The organism is Pontitalea aquivivens (assembly GCF_046507575.1).
Taxonomy (GTDB): Bacteria; Pseudomonadota; Alphaproteobacteria; order Rhodobacterales; family Rhodobacteraceae; genus Pontitalea; species Pontitalea aquivivens.
The window spans coordinates 619445-634769 of record NZ_JBKFEY010000001.1; the positions used below are offsets into that span (position 1 = coordinate 619445).

At 66.6% G+C, this 15325-nt stretch carries 11 protein-coding genes; 9 read left to right on the top strand and 2 right to left on the bottom strand.

Features of this window, described 5'->3' with window-relative positions; genetic code table 11:
- The first annotated feature begins 95 nt into the window (after nt 1-95).
- Entirely contained in the window at nt 96-1121 is a 1026-nt protein-coding gene (obgE, locus tag ACK8OU_RS03055) for a GTPase ObgE (RefSeq protein WP_410301882.1), read from the top strand.
- Entirely contained in the window at nt 1118-2233 is a 1116-nt protein-coding gene (gene proB, locus ACK8OU_RS03060; RefSeq protein WP_410302009.1) for a glutamate 5-kinase, read from the top strand. Before obgE ends, proB begins: the two co-directional genes overlap by 4 nt.
- Before the next feature lie 156 nt (nt 2234-2389).
- Here proB and ACK8OU_RS03065 read toward each other — a convergent pair whose 3' ends face one another.
- A complete protein-coding gene (locus ACK8OU_RS03065) occupies nt 2390-3763 on the bottom strand; it encodes a M20/M25/M40 family metallo-hydrolase (protein ID WP_410301884.1) in 1374 nt (457 codons plus the stop codon).
- A 272-nt stretch (nt 3764-4035) separates the two neighbouring features.
- On the opposite strand from ACK8OU_RS03065, the gene hemA reads away from it, so the two are divergent.
- From hemA to ispG, 3 genes are all read left to right on the top strand, one after another.
- Nucleotides 4036-5265, top strand: a complete 1230-nt coding sequence (gene hemA, locus ACK8OU_RS03070; RefSeq protein ID WP_410301885.1) for a 5-aminolevulinate synthase — start codon at nt 4036-4038, stop codon at nt 5263-5265.
- A 111-nt stretch (nt 5266-5376) separates the two neighbouring features.
- Nucleotides 5377-6609: a helix-turn-helix domain-containing protein gene (locus tag ACK8OU_RS03075; protein WP_410301886.1), complete on the top strand. Its 1233-nt coding sequence runs from the start codon at nt 5377-5379 to the stop codon at nt 6607-6609.
- 67 nt (nt 6610-6676) lie between these two features.
- Nucleotides 6677-7798, top strand: coding sequence for a flavodoxin-dependent (E)-4-hydroxy-3-methylbut-2-enyl-diphosphate synthase (ispG, locus tag ACK8OU_RS03080; RefSeq protein WP_410301888.1), 1122 nt, complete (start codon nt 6677-6679; stop codon nt 7796-7798).
- 213 nt (nt 7799-8011) lie between these two features.
- On the opposite strand, the gene ACK8OU_RS03085 is transcribed toward ispG, so the two are convergent.
- Nucleotides 8012-8764: a DsbA family protein gene (locus ACK8OU_RS03085; RefSeq protein WP_410301890.1), complete on the bottom strand. Its 753-nt coding sequence runs from the start codon at nt 8762-8764 to the stop codon at nt 8012-8014.
- Between the two features lie 184 nt (nt 8765-8948).
- Here ACK8OU_RS03085 and ACK8OU_RS03090 point away from each other — a divergent pair, with 184 nt between their 5' ends.
- The 4 genes from ACK8OU_RS03090 (at nt 8949) to prfB (ending at nt 15319) form a co-directional block, all read left to right on the top strand.
- Nucleotides 8949-10094, top strand: coding sequence for a pyridoxal phosphate-dependent aminotransferase (locus tag ACK8OU_RS03090; protein WP_410301891.1), 1146 nt, complete (start codon nt 8949-8951; stop codon nt 10092-10094).
- Nucleotides 10095-10155: 61 nt separating this feature from the next.
- A complete protein-coding gene (locus ACK8OU_RS03095; protein ID WP_410301893.1) occupies nt 10156-11415 on the top strand; it encodes an N-acetylmuramoyl-L-alanine amidase in 1260 nt (419 codons plus the stop codon).
- Nucleotides 11416-11539: 124 nt separating this feature from the next.
- The gene (locus ACK8OU_RS03100) at nt 11540-14101 is read left to right on the top strand and encodes a penicillin-binding protein 1A (RefSeq protein ID WP_410301895.1); all 2562 of its coding nucleotides are present in this window, start codon (nt 11540-11542) and stop codon (nt 14099-14101) included.
- A gap of 90 nt (nt 14102-14191) precedes the next feature.
- Nucleotides 14192-15319, top strand: a complete 1128-nt coding sequence (prfB, locus tag ACK8OU_RS03105; RefSeq protein ID WP_410301896.1) for a peptide chain release factor 2 — start codon at nt 14192-14194, stop codon at nt 15317-15319.
- Nucleotides 15320-15325: the final 6 nt, after the last annotated feature.

A 15325-nucleotide genomic window follows, 5' to 3' on the forward strand; every position in this document is an offset into this window, starting at 1 on the left:
CGCGCCGATGGCGATGTTGCGGGCCGGATGCAGGGGGCGCTTGAACAAAAGGGCGGTCCGGCTTATGTCGGCGCCTTGCAACAAGGACCGCTGCCATGAAATTCCTCGATCTTGCCAAAGTCTATATCCGCTCGGGTTCGGGCGGGGGGGGCTGCGTGTCGTTCCGGCGCGAGAAATTCATCGAGTTCGGCGGTCCCGATGGCGGGGATGGCGGCAAGGGCGGGTCGGTCTGGGCCGAGGCGGTCGAGGGGCTGAACACGCTGATCGATTTCCGCTATCAGCAGCATTTTTTCGCCAGGAACGGTCAGCACGGCATGGGCAGCCAGTGCACGGGCAAGGATGGCGACGACATCGTGCTGAAGGTGCCTGTGGGCACCGAGATCCTGGATGAGGATGAGGAAACCGTCATCGCCGATCTGACCGCGGTGGGGCAGCGCGTGTTGTTGGCCCGCGGCGGCAATGGCGGCTGGGGCAACCTGCGGTTCAAATCCGCTACGAACCGCGCCCCCTCGCGTGCCAATCCGGGGCAGGAGGGGGTCGAGCGGACGATCTGGCTGCGGCTGAAGCTGATTGCGGATGCGGGTCTGGTGGGGCTGCCCAATGCCGGCAAGTCGACCTTTCTGGCCGCCGTGTCCAATGCGCGCCCGAAGATCGCGGATTATCCCTTCACCACCCTGGTGCCCAACCTGGGTGTCGTGGGGGTGGACGGCAAGGAATTCGTGATGGCCGATATTCCGGGGCTGATCGAGGGTGCGTCCGAGGGGCGGGGCCTGGGCGATCAGTTTCTGGGCCATGTCGAGCGGTGTTCGGTGCTGTTGCATCTGGTCGATGGCACGTCCCCGACCATCGCCAGGGATTACCGCACGATCATTCACGAGCTTGAGGCCTATTCCGGGGCGCTGGCCGCCAAGCCGCGTATCACCGCGCTGAACAAGATCGACGCGCTGGATGCCAGGACCCTTGCCAGCCGCCGCCGGTCGCTGGAAAAGGTCTGTGGGGGGCCGGTGTTTCTGATGTCGGGGGTGTCGCGCAAGGGCGTGCCCGAGGTCTTGCGCGCGATCTGGTCCGAGGTCGAGGCCGATCGCAAGAGCACGCAAGAGGTGGAACCGTGGCAACCCTGAGCGTTGTGACAAGGCCCGATGTCGCCCGGGCGCGTCGGCTGGTGGTCAAGATCGGTTCGGCGTTGCTGGTCGGGCCCGGGGGGCTGCGGCTGGACTGGCTGCATGCGCTGGCCGCCGATGTGGCCGCGGCGCGGGCGCGGGGGGCGGATGTGATCCTTGTGTCGTCGGGGTCGATCGCGCTGGGGCGGCGGGTTCTGGGGCTGCCGGCGGGCGCGCTGTCTCTGGAGCAGTCGCAGGCGGCGGCTGCCGTGGGGCAGATCCGGCTGGCGCGCGCCTATGAAGAGGCACTGGCGCCGCATGGGGTGACCACGGGGCAGGTTCTGGTGACGCTGGAGGATACGTCCGACCGGCGCCGCTATCTGAACAGCCGTGCCACGATGCAGACCTTGCTGGGGCTGGGTGTCGTGCCGATCGTGAATGAAAATGACACCGTGGCGACCGATGAGATCCGCTTTGGCGACAACGACCGGTTGGCGGCGCAGATCGCGGTGACGATCGGGGCCGATCAACTGGTGCTGTTGTCCGATGTCGACGGGTTCTATTCGGCCAATCCGAAAGAGGATCCCGCCGCGATCCGCTTTGAGCTGGTCGAGCGCATCACGCCCGAGATCGAGGCGATGGCGGGCGATCCGATCTCGGGGTTGTCGAAGGGCGGCATGAAGACCAAGCTGATGGCGGCCAAGACCGCTGTTGCGGGGGGCTGTGCGATGGCGATCATGGAAGGGTCTGTGCCGCAGCCGCTGCGCGCGCTGTCCGAAGGCGCGAATTGCACCTGGTTCCTGCCCGAGGGCGACCCGCAGGCCGCGCGCAAGCGCTGGATCGCGGCGATGAAGCTGCGCGGCGAGGTGATGGTGGATGCGGGCGCGCTGGCGGCGCTGGCGCAGGGCAAATCGCTGTTGCCGGCGGGGGTGACGAAGGTTTCGGGCCAGTTCGGGCGCGGCGATCCGGTGGCGATCCTGGGGCCTGACGGGGTGGCGCTTGGCAAGGGGCTGACGCGCTATACCGCGCCCGAGGCCCGCGCGATCGCGGGGCACCGGTCGGCCGAGATCGAGGGGATTCTGGGGTATCCGGGCCGCGCGGCGCTGATCCATCGTGACGATATGGTGGTCTGAATGGTGATCTGAGCGCGGGGTGTGATCCGCGCGAGGGGGCGCTGCCCCCTTGCCCCCGGAGTATTTCGGCCAAGCAGAAGGGGCGGCGGTTTTCGGGGGCGGGTGTCAGGCGCCCCCCTGGATCATCCGGCCCGCCTGATCATCCGGCCCCCTGGATCACCCGGCGATGCGGTCGAGGATGCGGACCCAGCTGCGGATGCCCTTGTGAAAGCAGTCGAGGTCGTATTTTTCATTGGGCGAGTGGATCTGATCGTCGTCCCGGGCAAAGCCGATCAGCATCGCATCCATGTTGAGGCAGGTCTTGAAATAGCCCGCGATCGGGATCGAGCCGCCGCAGCCCACGAAGGCGGCGGGGCGGCCCCATTCCTCGGTCAGGGCGGCGCGGGCAGAGTCGAACGCGGGGTTGGTGATTTCCATCACGCTGGCGGGGCTGCCTTCGGGGTCGTGCCAGATCAGCTGGCAATCGGCGGGCAGCTGGGCGGTGATCCAGTTGCGGAAGGCCTGCAGGATCTTGTCGGGGTCCTGGCGCGACACCAGGCGGAAGCTGACCTTGGCATGGGCTTCGGCGGGCAGCACGGTCTTGAACCCGGCGCCCGTATAGCCGCCCCAGAGCCCGTTGATTTCCGCCGTGGGGCGCGACCAGATCATTTCCAGCGGCGTGCGGCCGGCTTCGCCCGCGGGCACCGACAGGCCGACATCGCCCAGGAATGCCGCATGGTCGAAGCCAAGGTCCTGCCATTGCGCGCGCACCGCTTCGGGCAGGTCATCGACGTCATCGTAAAAGCCGGGCACCTGCACCCGGCCCTGTGCGTCATGCAGCCCGCCCAGGATGCGCGTCAGCACCCGCAGCGGGTTGATCGCGGCACCGCCGAACATGCCCGAATGCAGGTCCTTGTTCGCGGCGCGCAGGGTCAGTTCCACCTTGGCCAGGCCGCGCAGCATGGTGACGATGGCGGGGGTCCGGTCCTGGAACAGGCCGGTGTCGCAGATCAGCGCCAGATCGGCGGAAAGCTCGGCGGCGTTGTCGCGCAGGAAGGGGATCAGCGAGGGCGAGCCCGATTCCTCTTCGCCTTCCAGAAAGATCGTCAGGTTGCCGGGCAGGGTGCCATGGACGGCCTTCCAGGCGCGGCAGGCCTCAAGGAACGTCATCAGCTGGCCCTTGTCATCTGATGCGCCGCGGGCGCGGATCACGCGGCCCCTGGGCGTGTCCTGCAGCTGGGGATCGAAGGGGTCGCGGTCCCACAGGTCCAGCGGGTCGACGGGCTGCACGTCGTAATGGCCGTAGAACAGGATGTGGGGGCCCGGGCCGTGGTGGCGCGCGACCACCATCGGATGGCCGGGGGTGGGCCGGCTTGTCGCGTCGAAGCCAAGGGCCCTGAGGTCATCCACCAGCCAGTCGGCGGCGCGGGCGCAGTCGGCGCGATAGGCGGGATCGGTGGAAATCGAGGGGATGCGCAGCAGCGCCATCAGGCGGTCCACCGCCTCGGGCAGGGTGGCGTCCACGCGGGTCAGAACGGCATCAAGGGTCATCGCACTCTCCTATCCAGTGGCGCGACCCTAGCAGGCGCGCGCGCCCTGTCCAGCATTCCTGGCACCGGGAGGGGCGGGAAGGAGGCGGGCCGCAGGTGGCCACGGGACTTGCAATGAGGCGGCAAGAACAGATATGAAAACGAGAATGTTTGCCATTTTGCCGCCCCGCGACATTTTTGGCACTCCACATGCCGGACTTTGACCTTTATCAAGGCCGCGCGCGACATGGACCGCTATGGCTGACCCAGCGAACTCAGGCGAGGGAAACGGAAATGGACTATAACCACGCACTCGATACCGCGATCGCACGGCTGCATGACGAGGGCCGCTATCGCACGTTCATTGATATCGAGCGTGAAAAGGGCGCTTTTCCGAAAGCCGTCTGGAACAAGCCAGATGGCAGCCGCAAGGACATCACCGTGTGGTGCGGCAACGATTACCTGGGCATGGGGCAGAACCCGGTGGTGCTGGCCGCGATGCATGAGGCGCTGGATGCGGTGGGCGCCGGGTCGGGCGGGACGCGCAACATTTCGGGCACCACGGCCTATCACAAGCGGCTTGAGGCCGAGCTTTCCGATCTGCACGGCAAGGAAGCCGCGCTGGTCTTTTCCAGCGCCTATATCGCCAATGACGCCACGCTGAGCACGCTGCCCAAGCTGTTCCCCGGCCTGATCACCTATTCGGACGAGCTGAACCACGCCTCGATGATCGAGGGGATCAAGCGCAATGGCGGCGCCAAGCGCATCTTCCGCCACAACGATCTGGCGCATCTGCGCGCGCTGCTGGCGGCCGATGATCCGGCCGCGCCCAAGCTGATCGCCTTCGAATCGGTCTATTCGATGGATGGCGACTTTGGCCCGATCAAGGAGGTCTGCGACCTGGCCGAGGAATTCGGCGCGCTGACCTATCTGGATGAGGTGCATGCGGTCGGCATGTATGGTCCGCGCGGCGGCGGCATCGCCGAACAGATCGGTCAGGCGCATCGCATCGACATCATCAACGGCACGCTGGGCAAGGCCTTTGGCGTCTTTGGCGGCTATATCGCGGCCAGCGCGCGGATGGTGGATGCGATCCGGTCCTATGCGCCGGGCTTCATCTTCACCACATCCTTGCCGCCGGCGGTGGCGGCAGGGGCCGCGGCCTCGATCGCCTTCCTGAAGACCGCCGACGGGCAAAAGCTGCGCGATGCCCAGCAGTTGCACGCGCGCATCCTGAAGATGCGGCTGAAGGCGCTGGGGATGCCGATCATCGACCACGGCAGCCATATCGTGCCGGTGGTGATCGGCGATCCGGTCCACACCAAGATGCTGTCGGACTGGCTGCTGGAGGAATTCGGCGTCTACGTGCAGCCGATCAACTTCCCCACCGTGCCCCGCGGCACGGAACGGCTGCGCTTCACGCCCTCGCCGGTGCATGACCCGAAGGAAATCGACAAGCTTGTGCGGGCGATGGACAGCCTGTGGTCGCGCTGTGCGCTGAATCGTGCCGAAGCCAGCGCCTGAGCCGTTTCTGCAGATGCGAGCCTCTCTGCCTTGTGATAACTAAAGGGTAAGAATTCGCGGGGTAACCTTTCGAATCGTCATCCTAAAGCGTATCGGGGCAGGGGCAGGCACATGATCGGGCGGAGGGCGAAGCCTTCGACGGAACCGTTGGACAAGCCGAAGGGCTTTGACGACTTTGAATTGCGCCTTGGCGATGTGATGCGCGGCGAACGCGCGACATTGGCCAAGTCGCTGCTGGATGTGCAGCGTGAATTGCGCATCAAGGCCGCCCATATTGCCGCCATCGAAAGCTGTGACGTCGCCGCGTTCGAGGCGCCGTCCTTCATCGCGGGCTATGTCCGGTCCTATGCGCGCTATCTGGGCATGGATCCGGACTGGGCCTTTGAACGGTTCTGCAAGGAATCGGGGTTTCAGCCGATGCATGGCATGGCGCCCGGCGCCTCGGGGCCCAAACCGCAACGCCGCCCCGCCGATGTGGCCGAGCCGCTGGCCAATCCCAATGCCAGCTTCGTGCCCCGCACCGAAGCGTTCTGGACGCGGATCGAGCCGCGGGCGCTCGGCTCGGTGCTGGTGCTGGCGCTGCTGACCGGCGGGCTGGGCTATGGCGGCTACAGCGTGTTGCAAGAGGTGCAGCGCGTGCAGTTGGCCCCCGTCGATCAGGCCCCGGGCGTGGTCGCGGAACTGGACCCGCTGCAATCGGCACAGCCGCTGACGGTCGCGCAGGGCGATGCGCTGCCCGATCTGCCCACGCCCGAGGCGCTGGACCGGATCTATCGCCCCTCCGCGCTGGATGTGCCGGTGCTGGTCGCGCGCGATGGCCCGATTGCGGCGATCGATCCGAATGCCACGGGCCTTCTGGCCGCCACTGCGTCCCAGACGGGCGGGGCAATGGGCCCGGGCCCGCAAGCCGAACTGGCCCAGGCCGATGCAGCCCTGCCCGAGGATGGCGCTCCGCGCGTGCGCACGCTGGGCGATGCAGCCCCGGCCGTGGAAATCCTGGCGGTGCGCCCGTCCTGGGTGCGGGTTCAGGCGTCGGACGGGACTGTGATCCTGGAAAAGGTGCTGGACGCGGGCGAACGCGTGGCGCTTCCCGCGCTGGAAGAGCCGCCGGTGCTGCGTGCGGGCGAATCCGGGGCAATCTATTTCGCGGTGAACGGCGTGGCCCACGGGCCGGCGGGCGGGCGCGGCCAGGTGACCAAGAACATCACCCTCTCGCCCGAGGCGCTGACCGAAAAATATGCCGTGGCCGATCTGTCCAAGGATGGCGATCTGGCGCGCATGGTCGCCCTGGCCGATGCCGGTGCGGCGGTGGGCGCGGCGGCGGACCAGACACCGCGACAATAGCCCCGGTTGCCCTTGCCCGGCCAAGCGCCTATCTGTTCTGCGTTCCCCAAGCCGGAGGCAGTTTCCGATGTCGCTCAATCCCGTCCGCCCGTGGCGCAACATCTATCGCCGCAAGTCGCGCCAGATCATGGTGGGCCGCGTGCCGGTGGGGGGCGATGCGCCGATCTCGGTGCAGACGATGACCAATACCGACAGTTCGGACGTGCGCGCCACCCTTGATCAGGTGATCCGCGCCGCCGATGCGGGCGCCGATATCGTGCGCATTTCCACCCCCGATGAATCCAGCACCCGGGCCTTGCGCGAAATCGTTCGCGAAAGCCCGGTGCCGATCGTGGCCGACATCCATTTCCACTATCGCCGCGCGATCGAGGCGGCACAGGCAGGCGCGGCCTGCCTGCGCATCAACCCCGGCAATATCGGCGATGCGGCCCGCGTGCGCGAGGTGGTGCAGGCCGCCAAGGACCACGGCTGCTCGATCCGCATCGGCGTTAACGCGGGCTCGCTGGAAAAGCACCTGTTGGAAAAATATGGCGAACCCTGCCCGGATGCGATGGTGGAATCGGGGCTGGATCACATCAAGCTGCTGCAGGACAACGACTTTCACGAATTCAAGATCTCGGTGAAAGCCTCGGACGTGTTCCTGGCCGCCGCCGCCTATCAGCAACTGGCCGAGGCCACCGACGCCCCGATCCATCTGGGCATCACCGAGGCGGGCGGGCTGATGACCGGCACCGTCAAATCCGCGATCGGGCTTGGCAACCTGCTCTGGATGGGGATCGGCGACACCATCCGGGTCAGCCTGTCGGCCGATCCCGTCGAAGAGGTCAAGGTCGGCTTCGAGATCCTGAAATCGCTGGGCCTGCGCACGCGCGGGGTGCAGATCATCTCGTGCCCGTCCTGCGCGCGCCAGGGGTTCGATGTGATCAAGACCGTCGAACTTCTGGAAAAACGCCTGGAACATATCAAGACCCCGATGAGCCTGTCGATCATCGGCTGCGTGGTCAATGGCCCCGGCGAGGCGCTGATGACCGACATCGGCTTTACCGGCGGCGGCGCGGGCGCGGGCATGGTCTATCTGGCGGGCAGGCAAAGCCACAAGCTGTCGAATGCGCAGATGGTCGATGAGATCGTGGCCCTGGTCGAACGCCGTGCGACCGAACTGGACGCGCAGCAGGCCCCGGCGGACTGACCGCGCATCCGGCTTCTTCTTGGAAAAAATACTCCGGGGGACGCGCAAGGCCCCCATTGGGGGGGACTTGCGCGTGGGGGCAGCGCCCCCGCGCGGGTGCCCCGAAGCTGCGCGGCCTGGCATCTGCCAAGGGGGGCTCTGCCCCCCGCCCATCGGGCCCTGCCGGGCCCGCCGGGCGTCCCCCGGGATATTTCGGCAAAGCCGAAGGGATGATCAGCCGCGTTGTTCGGCGATCATGCGCTGCATGGCGGCGACAGGCGCGTAGCCGCGCAACAGATCGCCCCCGATCACGAAGGCCGGCGTACCCGAGATCCGCATCCGTTCGGCCAGCTGGTGGTTGGCGCGCAGCACGGCGGTGACCGTTTCCTCGTTCATCCGCTGCAGGATCGGGTCGGGATCCTGGCCCAGATCCCTGGCAAGCCGGGTCAGGCTTTCCAGTGTGATATCGCCGCGGAAGCCGATCAGCGCGTCATGGGCCTGTTTGTAGACGTCATCCCCGGCGAGTTGCCTGACCGCCACGGCAAAGCGGGACGAAAGTTCCGACTGCTGCCCGAGGATCGGGAATTCCTTGACCACGAAGCGGATGCCCGGGTCCTTGGCCAGCAGGGCTGCGACCTCATCATGGGCCTTGCGGCAATAGCTGCAGCGGTAATCGATGAATTCGACCACGGTCACGTCGCCTTCGGGGTTGCCGCCGACCCAGGAATGGCTGTCGTTGAAGATATCTTCGGCATTGGTCTGCACCAGGACCTTGTCGTTTTCCGCCTCGGCCGCGACCTGGCGTTGTTCAAGCACGCCGATGGCTTCGACCAGGACCTCGGGATTGGCCATCAGATAGTCCTTGACCGCGGCGCCGAAGGCTTCGGTCTCGGCCTCGGTCATGGCGGTCAGGTCGAAGGCGGCGGCGGGGCCGGTGGCAAGAAGCGTTGTGGAAAGGGCAAGCGCGGCAAGCGTGGTGCGGGTCATCTGGTCGTCCTGTTCTGGGCCCCTTCGGGGGGGGCGGATATCGGGGGCGGTCTGCGCGACGCGGCCCGCGGGGCAAACATCGGCGCTTGGGGGCCCGAGCGCAAGGCGGTCTTGCGGCGCAATTCCTTGACCTTGGCGCGGGGCGGGCCTATCCGCGGGCCAGTCTCAGCATAAGGAGCAAGGGATGCGGTTCTCAAGTCGTGGTCAGGTTGATCCCTTCATTGTGATGGATGTGATGGAGGCCGCGCGCGCGGCCGAGGCCGCGGGCCGCCACATCATTCACATGGAGGTGGGCCAGCCCTCGACGCCCGCGCCCGCCGCGGCCCGCGCGGCGCTGGCGCGCGCGCTGGAACGCGATGCGCTGGGCTATACGGTGGCGCTGGGCCTGCCTGACCTGCGCCGGGGCATCGCGGATCTGTACCGGCGCTGGTATGGCGTGGATCTGAACCCCGACCGGGTGGTGGTGACGCCGGGATCTTCGGGGGCGTTCCTGCTGGCCTTTTCGGCGTTGTTCGATGCGGGCGACCGTGTGGCCCTGGGCGAGCCGGGTTATCCGTCCTATCGCCAGATCCTGCGCGCCATGTCGATTACGCCGGTGGGCATCCAGACCCGGGCCGAGGATCGCTTTCAACCCCGTCCGCAGGATATTCCCGCCGATGTGCAGGGGCTGATCGTGGCCTCGCCCGGCAATCCTTCGGGCACGATGTTGGGCAAGCCGGAACTGGCGGCGCTGATGGCGGCGGCGCAGGCGCGCGGCCTGGCCTTCATATCCGACGAAATCTACCACGGGCTGCATTACGATGCCCGCGGCGTCAGCGCGCTTGAGATTTCGGACGAGGCCTGTGTGGTCAATTCCTTCTCGAAATATTTTTCGATGACGGGCTGGCGCGTGGGCTGGATGGTGGTGCCCGAGGATCACATCCGCACGGTGGAACGGATCGCGCAGAACATGTTCATCTGCCCGCCGCATGCCAGCCAGGTGGCCGCCCTGGCCGCGCTGGATTGCATCGATGAGCTGGAGGCCAACCGCGCCGTCTATGCCGAGAACCGCCGCCTGATGCTGGAGGGGTTGCCGAAGGCGGGCTTTACCCGGATCGCGCCGCCCGACGGGGCCTTTTTCATCTATGCCGATGTGTCGGATCTGACGACCGACAGCCGCGCGCTGGCCGCCGAGATCCTGGAAAAGGCTGGCGTCGCGGTGACGCCGGGGCTGGATTTCGATCCCCGCCGCGGGGCGCAGACGCTGCGCTTTTCCTATGCCCGCCAGACCGCCGACATTGCCGAGGGGCTGGCGCGGCTGCAGGCGTTCATGGACGCGCGGCGGGGGTAGGGGGCGGATGGCGTTGCAGGGCGGGCTTGCGGCGCTATGATGGGCAAAAACCGGGGCAGGCATGACGGGTCGGTTCATCTTCATCCTTTGCTGGGCGGTGCTGGTGGCGCTGGCGCCCGCCCTTGGCGGCGCGGGCGCGCGGGCGCAGGATCTGTCGGCGCTGGCGCGGCTGGATCCGGTCCGGTCGCTGGTGACCGCCGCACGCGGCGGCGAGATCGTGCTGGATCTGGGCCTTGGCCAGCCGGTGCCTTTCCGTGCCTATCTGCTGGATGACCCACCCCGCCTGGTGGTCGATTTCCGCGAGGTCGATTTCGACGGCCTGCGCCCCGAGGCGCTGGCCGGGGCTGACCTTCTGGCCGGTCTGCGCTGGGGCCGGTTCCGGCCGGGCTGGTCGCGGCTGGTGGCCGAATTGCCCGGTCCGATGCGGATCGCCGAGGCCGCGCAGGACACCGGCGCCGCGCCGCGGGTTCGGGTGCGGCTGGTGCCGGTCAGCGCCGCCGATTTCGCGGCCCGTGGCGGTAATGCGCCGCAAGGGGCGGGGGGGGCGGCGGCCTCGGCGCTGTGGGATCTGCCGCAGCCCGCCGTGGTCGATGCGCCGCGCCGCCGCCAGACCGGGGACCGGCCCCTGTTCGTGGTGCTTGACCCCGGCCATGGCGGCATTGATCCGGGCGCCGAACATGGCGCGCTGAGCGAGGCGGTTCTGGTTCTGACCTTCGCGCGTGAGCTGAAAGAGGCGCTGACGCGGGCCGGGATGCGCGTTCAGATGACGCGCGAAGAAGATGTCTTTGTGCCTCTTGAAACACGCATGACGGTGGCACGCGCGGCGGGGGCCGATCTGTTGCTGTCGATCCATGCCGATGCGCTGGCCGAGGGCGTGGCGACCGGGGCCACGGTCTATCTGCTGGATGAGGCCGCGTCTGACGGGGCGGCGCAGCAGCTGGCCGAACGCCATGACCGGGCCGATCTGCTGGCCGGGATCGATCTGGCGGGGCATGATGATGCGGTGGCGGGCGTGCTGATGGATCTGGCGCGTGCCGAAACCCATCCGCGCGCGGTGCGCCTGTCGCAGGTGCTGGCCGGGGCGATCAGGGCCGGGGGGCTGAAGATGCACAAGCATCCGGTGCAGGGGGCGAATTTCTCGGTGCTCAAGGCGCCGGACATCCCCTCGATCCTGCTGGAACTGGGCTTCATGTCATCCGAGGCCGACCGCGCCCGGCTGATCGATCCGGCCTGGCGCGCGCGCATGGCGCAGGCGATCGTGACGGCGGTGCAAAGCTGGGGCCAGGCCGATGCCGCCGAGGCGCGCCTGCTGCGCCAGTAGCGCGCGCATCGGCCGCATCCCGCCCGGTCCGGCGGCGCCTTGACGCCAAGTTGTTTTGACCCGGGCGCGGCACCCCTATATAGGCGTGACCAATCGGGGCCGCGGGGGCCCATGGGGGTGGCTGTTGATCCGTTTCGTTCTGTCGTCCGTGGGGGGGCTTTTCTCGTGGGTCGTGACCGCGCTGTTCTTTGGTGCGCTGACGCTGGGGGCCATCTTCTGGATGTATTCGCGCAACCTGCCCAGCCATGAACAGCTGGCGCAATACACCCCCAAGACGATCAGCCGCATCTACAACGGCGAAGGCCGCCTGATCGACGAATTCGCCGAGGAACGCCGCCTGTTCGTGCCGGTCGGGGATGTGCCCGATCTGGTCAAGCATGCCTTCATCTCGGCCGAGGACAAGAATTTCTACGTCCACAAGGGCTATGACGCGCGCGGCATCATGGCCGCGCTGGTCGATGCGGTGAAATCGGGCGGGCGCGACCTGCGCGGTGCCTCGACGATCACGCAGCAGGTGATGAAGAACTTCCTGCTGTCGTCCGACCGCTCGATCGAGCGCAAGATCAAGGAACTGATCCTGGCGACGCGGCTGGAAGAAACGCTGAGCAAGGATCAGATCCTGGAACTTTATCTGAACGAGATCTTCCTGGGCCAGAATTCCTATGGTGTGGCCGCCGCGGCGCAGACCTATTTCAACAAGACGCTGGCCCAGCTGGAACCGCATGAGGCCGCGACCCTGGCCGCGATGCCCGCCGCGCCGTCAAATTTCCATCCCGTGCGCAACCGTGACAAGCTGGAAGGCCGGCGCAACTATGTGCTGCGCGAGATGGCGCAGAACGGCTATATCACGCCGGACGTCTATGAGGCGGAACGGCAACAGCCGGTGCGATCCGTCCAGAACGGCGATTTCCCGCCCTTCCGCGATGCGCTGCCGCCGCGCGACTATTTCACCGATGAAATCCGCCGCCAGCTGTCGCGCAGCTTCGGGCAGGATGAATTCTTTGGCGGCGGCCTGACGATCCGGGCCACCGTCGATCCCGACATGCAGGATCATTCCGGCGCGGTGCTGCGCGCGGCGCTGGAAAAATATGACCGTGGCCGTGGCGTCTGGCGTGGCACCGGGGCCAGCATCCAGGCCGATCAGCTGGGCGACGAACGCGCCTGGCGCGCGGCCCTGGTCGAGGTGCCGGCCGACAAGGCCCCGCGCGACATTCCCGGCTGGCATCCGGCGGTTGTGCTGGCGCTGGGCGACGGCGCGGCGCGCATCGGCATCGAGGGCATCGAAGAGGATGCCGATGGTCACTGGATCCCGGCCGAGGATGTGACCTGGGCCCGCAAGCGCCTGGCCGACGGCAAGCTGGGCCCGCGCGCCAGGGTGGCCGCCGATCTGGTCGCGGTGGGCGATGTCGTGCTGGTGCGCGCCATGACCAGGGATGAGGACGGCAGCTTCATCCGCTGGACTTTGCGCCAGGTACCCGAGGTGCAGGGCTCGTTCATGGCGATGGACGTGAACACCGGCCGCGTGATCGCGATGCAGGGGGGCTTTTCCTACCAGTCCTCGGTCTTCAACCGTGCCACCCAGGCGATGCGCCAGCCGGGGTCCAGCTTCAAGCCCTTCGTCTATGCCGCGGCGCTGGATTCGGGCTTTTCGCCCGCCACCATCGTCGTTGACGCCCCGATCGAGGTGAACACCCCCCAGGGCCTGTGGCGGCCCAAGAATGCGTCCAACAAGTTCTATGGGCCCACCCCGGTGCGGACCGGGATCGAACAGTCGCGGAACCTGATGACGATCCGAATCGCGCAGGAAATCGGCATGGACACGGTCGCGCGCTATGCCGAACGCTTCGGCGTCTATGATCCGATGAACCCCTTCCTGGCCAATTCGCTGGGCGCGCAGGAAACCACGATGTTCCAGATGGTCGCGGCCTATGCGATGTTTGCCAATGGCGGGGAACGGGTGGAACCGACGCTGGTTGACCGGGTGCAGGACCGCTGGGGCCGCACCGTCTATCGCCATGACCAGCGCGTATGCGAAAACTGCGCCGCCGACCGGCTTGGCGCGGGCGAGGGGCCGCGGATCAGTTCCAACCGCGAACGCGTGATGGATGCGATCACCGCCTATCAGCTGACCTCGATGCTGGAAGGCGCGGTGCAGCGCGGATCGGCGCGCGGGCTGAACCTGCCGGTACCGGTGGCGGGCAAGACCGGCACGACGAACGACGCCAAGGACGTGTGGTTCGTGGGCTATACCTCGAACATCGTGGCGGGCTGCTACATGGGTTTTGACCAGCCGCGCAGCCTTGGTTCGGACGCCTATGGCGGTACGCTCTGCGTGCCGGTGTTCGAGGCTTTCATGCGCGAGGCGATCAAGGAATATGGCGGCACGCGGTTCAGGGTGCCGCCGGGTGGCTATTGGGTAAAGATCAACCGCTTCACCGGCGAACGCCTGGCCGAGGATGCCAGCGGCGACATGGTGATCGCGGAATACATGCGCGAAGGCCAGGAAGGCATGTTCGGTCTGGGCTTCATGGTTGATGGCGGCTTCGGGATGGGGCAGAATCTGCCGCTGTTTTCGCAGGGCGAGGATGACTTTGGCGGCACCGCCATCACCACCTCGACCGGGCAGCAGAAGGTCATCCCGAAGAAGGCCGATTTTGGCACGCTGAGTTCGGGCGGGCTGTACTGACACCGGGGCGGGCGGGGGCGCGCGCGTCGGCTTGCCCGGCGGGCCGCAAGCCTGTATCACCCCAACCGATATCTTTATGAGGACCAGACCATGCGCGCCGAGACGCTCAATACCGTCGATGCGATCCGCAAATCGTTGAAACTTCTGGGCCAGCGGATGGATTGGGAAACCGCCCCGCACCGGCTTGAGGAATTCAACGCCATGATCGAGGACGGCGACCTGTGGTCCGATCCGGCCCGCGCCCAAAAGCTGATGCGCGAACGGCAGATGCTGATGGACAAGGTGGAAACCTATCGCAAGATCGAACGCGATCTGACCGACAATGTCGAGCTGATCGAGCTGGGCGAGATGGAGGATGACGCCGAAATCATCGCCGAGGCCGAGACATCGCTGCGTGCGCTGAAGGATCTGGCTGCCGCCAAGGAACTTGAGGCGCTTCTGGATGGCGAGGCCGATGGCAATGACACCTTCCTGGAAATCAACGCAGGTGCCGGTGGCACCGAAAGCTGCGACTGGGCGTCAATGCTGGCGCGGATGTATGTCCGCTGGGCCGAGAAAAAGGGCTACAAGGTCGAACTGCAATCGGAAACCGGCGGCGATGAGGCCGGTATCCGGTCAGCGGCCTACAAGATCAGCGGGCCCAATGCCTATGGCTGGCTGAAATCGGAATCGGGCGTGCACCGGCTGGTGCGGATTTCGCCCTATGACTCGGCGGCGCGGCGGCATACGTCCTTCTGTTCGGTCTGGGTTTATCCGGTGGTCGATGACAATATCGAGATCACCATCCCCGACAACGACATCCGGATTGATACCTACCGGTCCTCGGGCGCGGGCGGGCAGCATGTGAACACGACCGATTCGGCGGTGCGGATCACCCACCTGCCCACCGGCATCGTGGTGACCAGTTCGATGAAGTCGCAGCACCAGAACCGCGAAATTGCGATGAACGCGCTGCGGTCGCGGCTTTATCAGCTGGAACTGGACAAGCGCAACGCCGCGATCAACGCCGCCCATGAAAACAAGGGTGATGCCGGATGGGGCAACCAGATCCGGTCCTATGTGCTGCATCCCTACCAGATGGTGAAGGATCTGCGCACCGGCCATGAGACGTCGGACACGCAGGGTGTGCTGGATGGCGACCTGGATGGCTTCATGGCCGCGACCCTGGCGATGGATGTGGCCGGCAAATCCCGTGCCGAGGCGAACGCCGAGGCCTGATCCGCG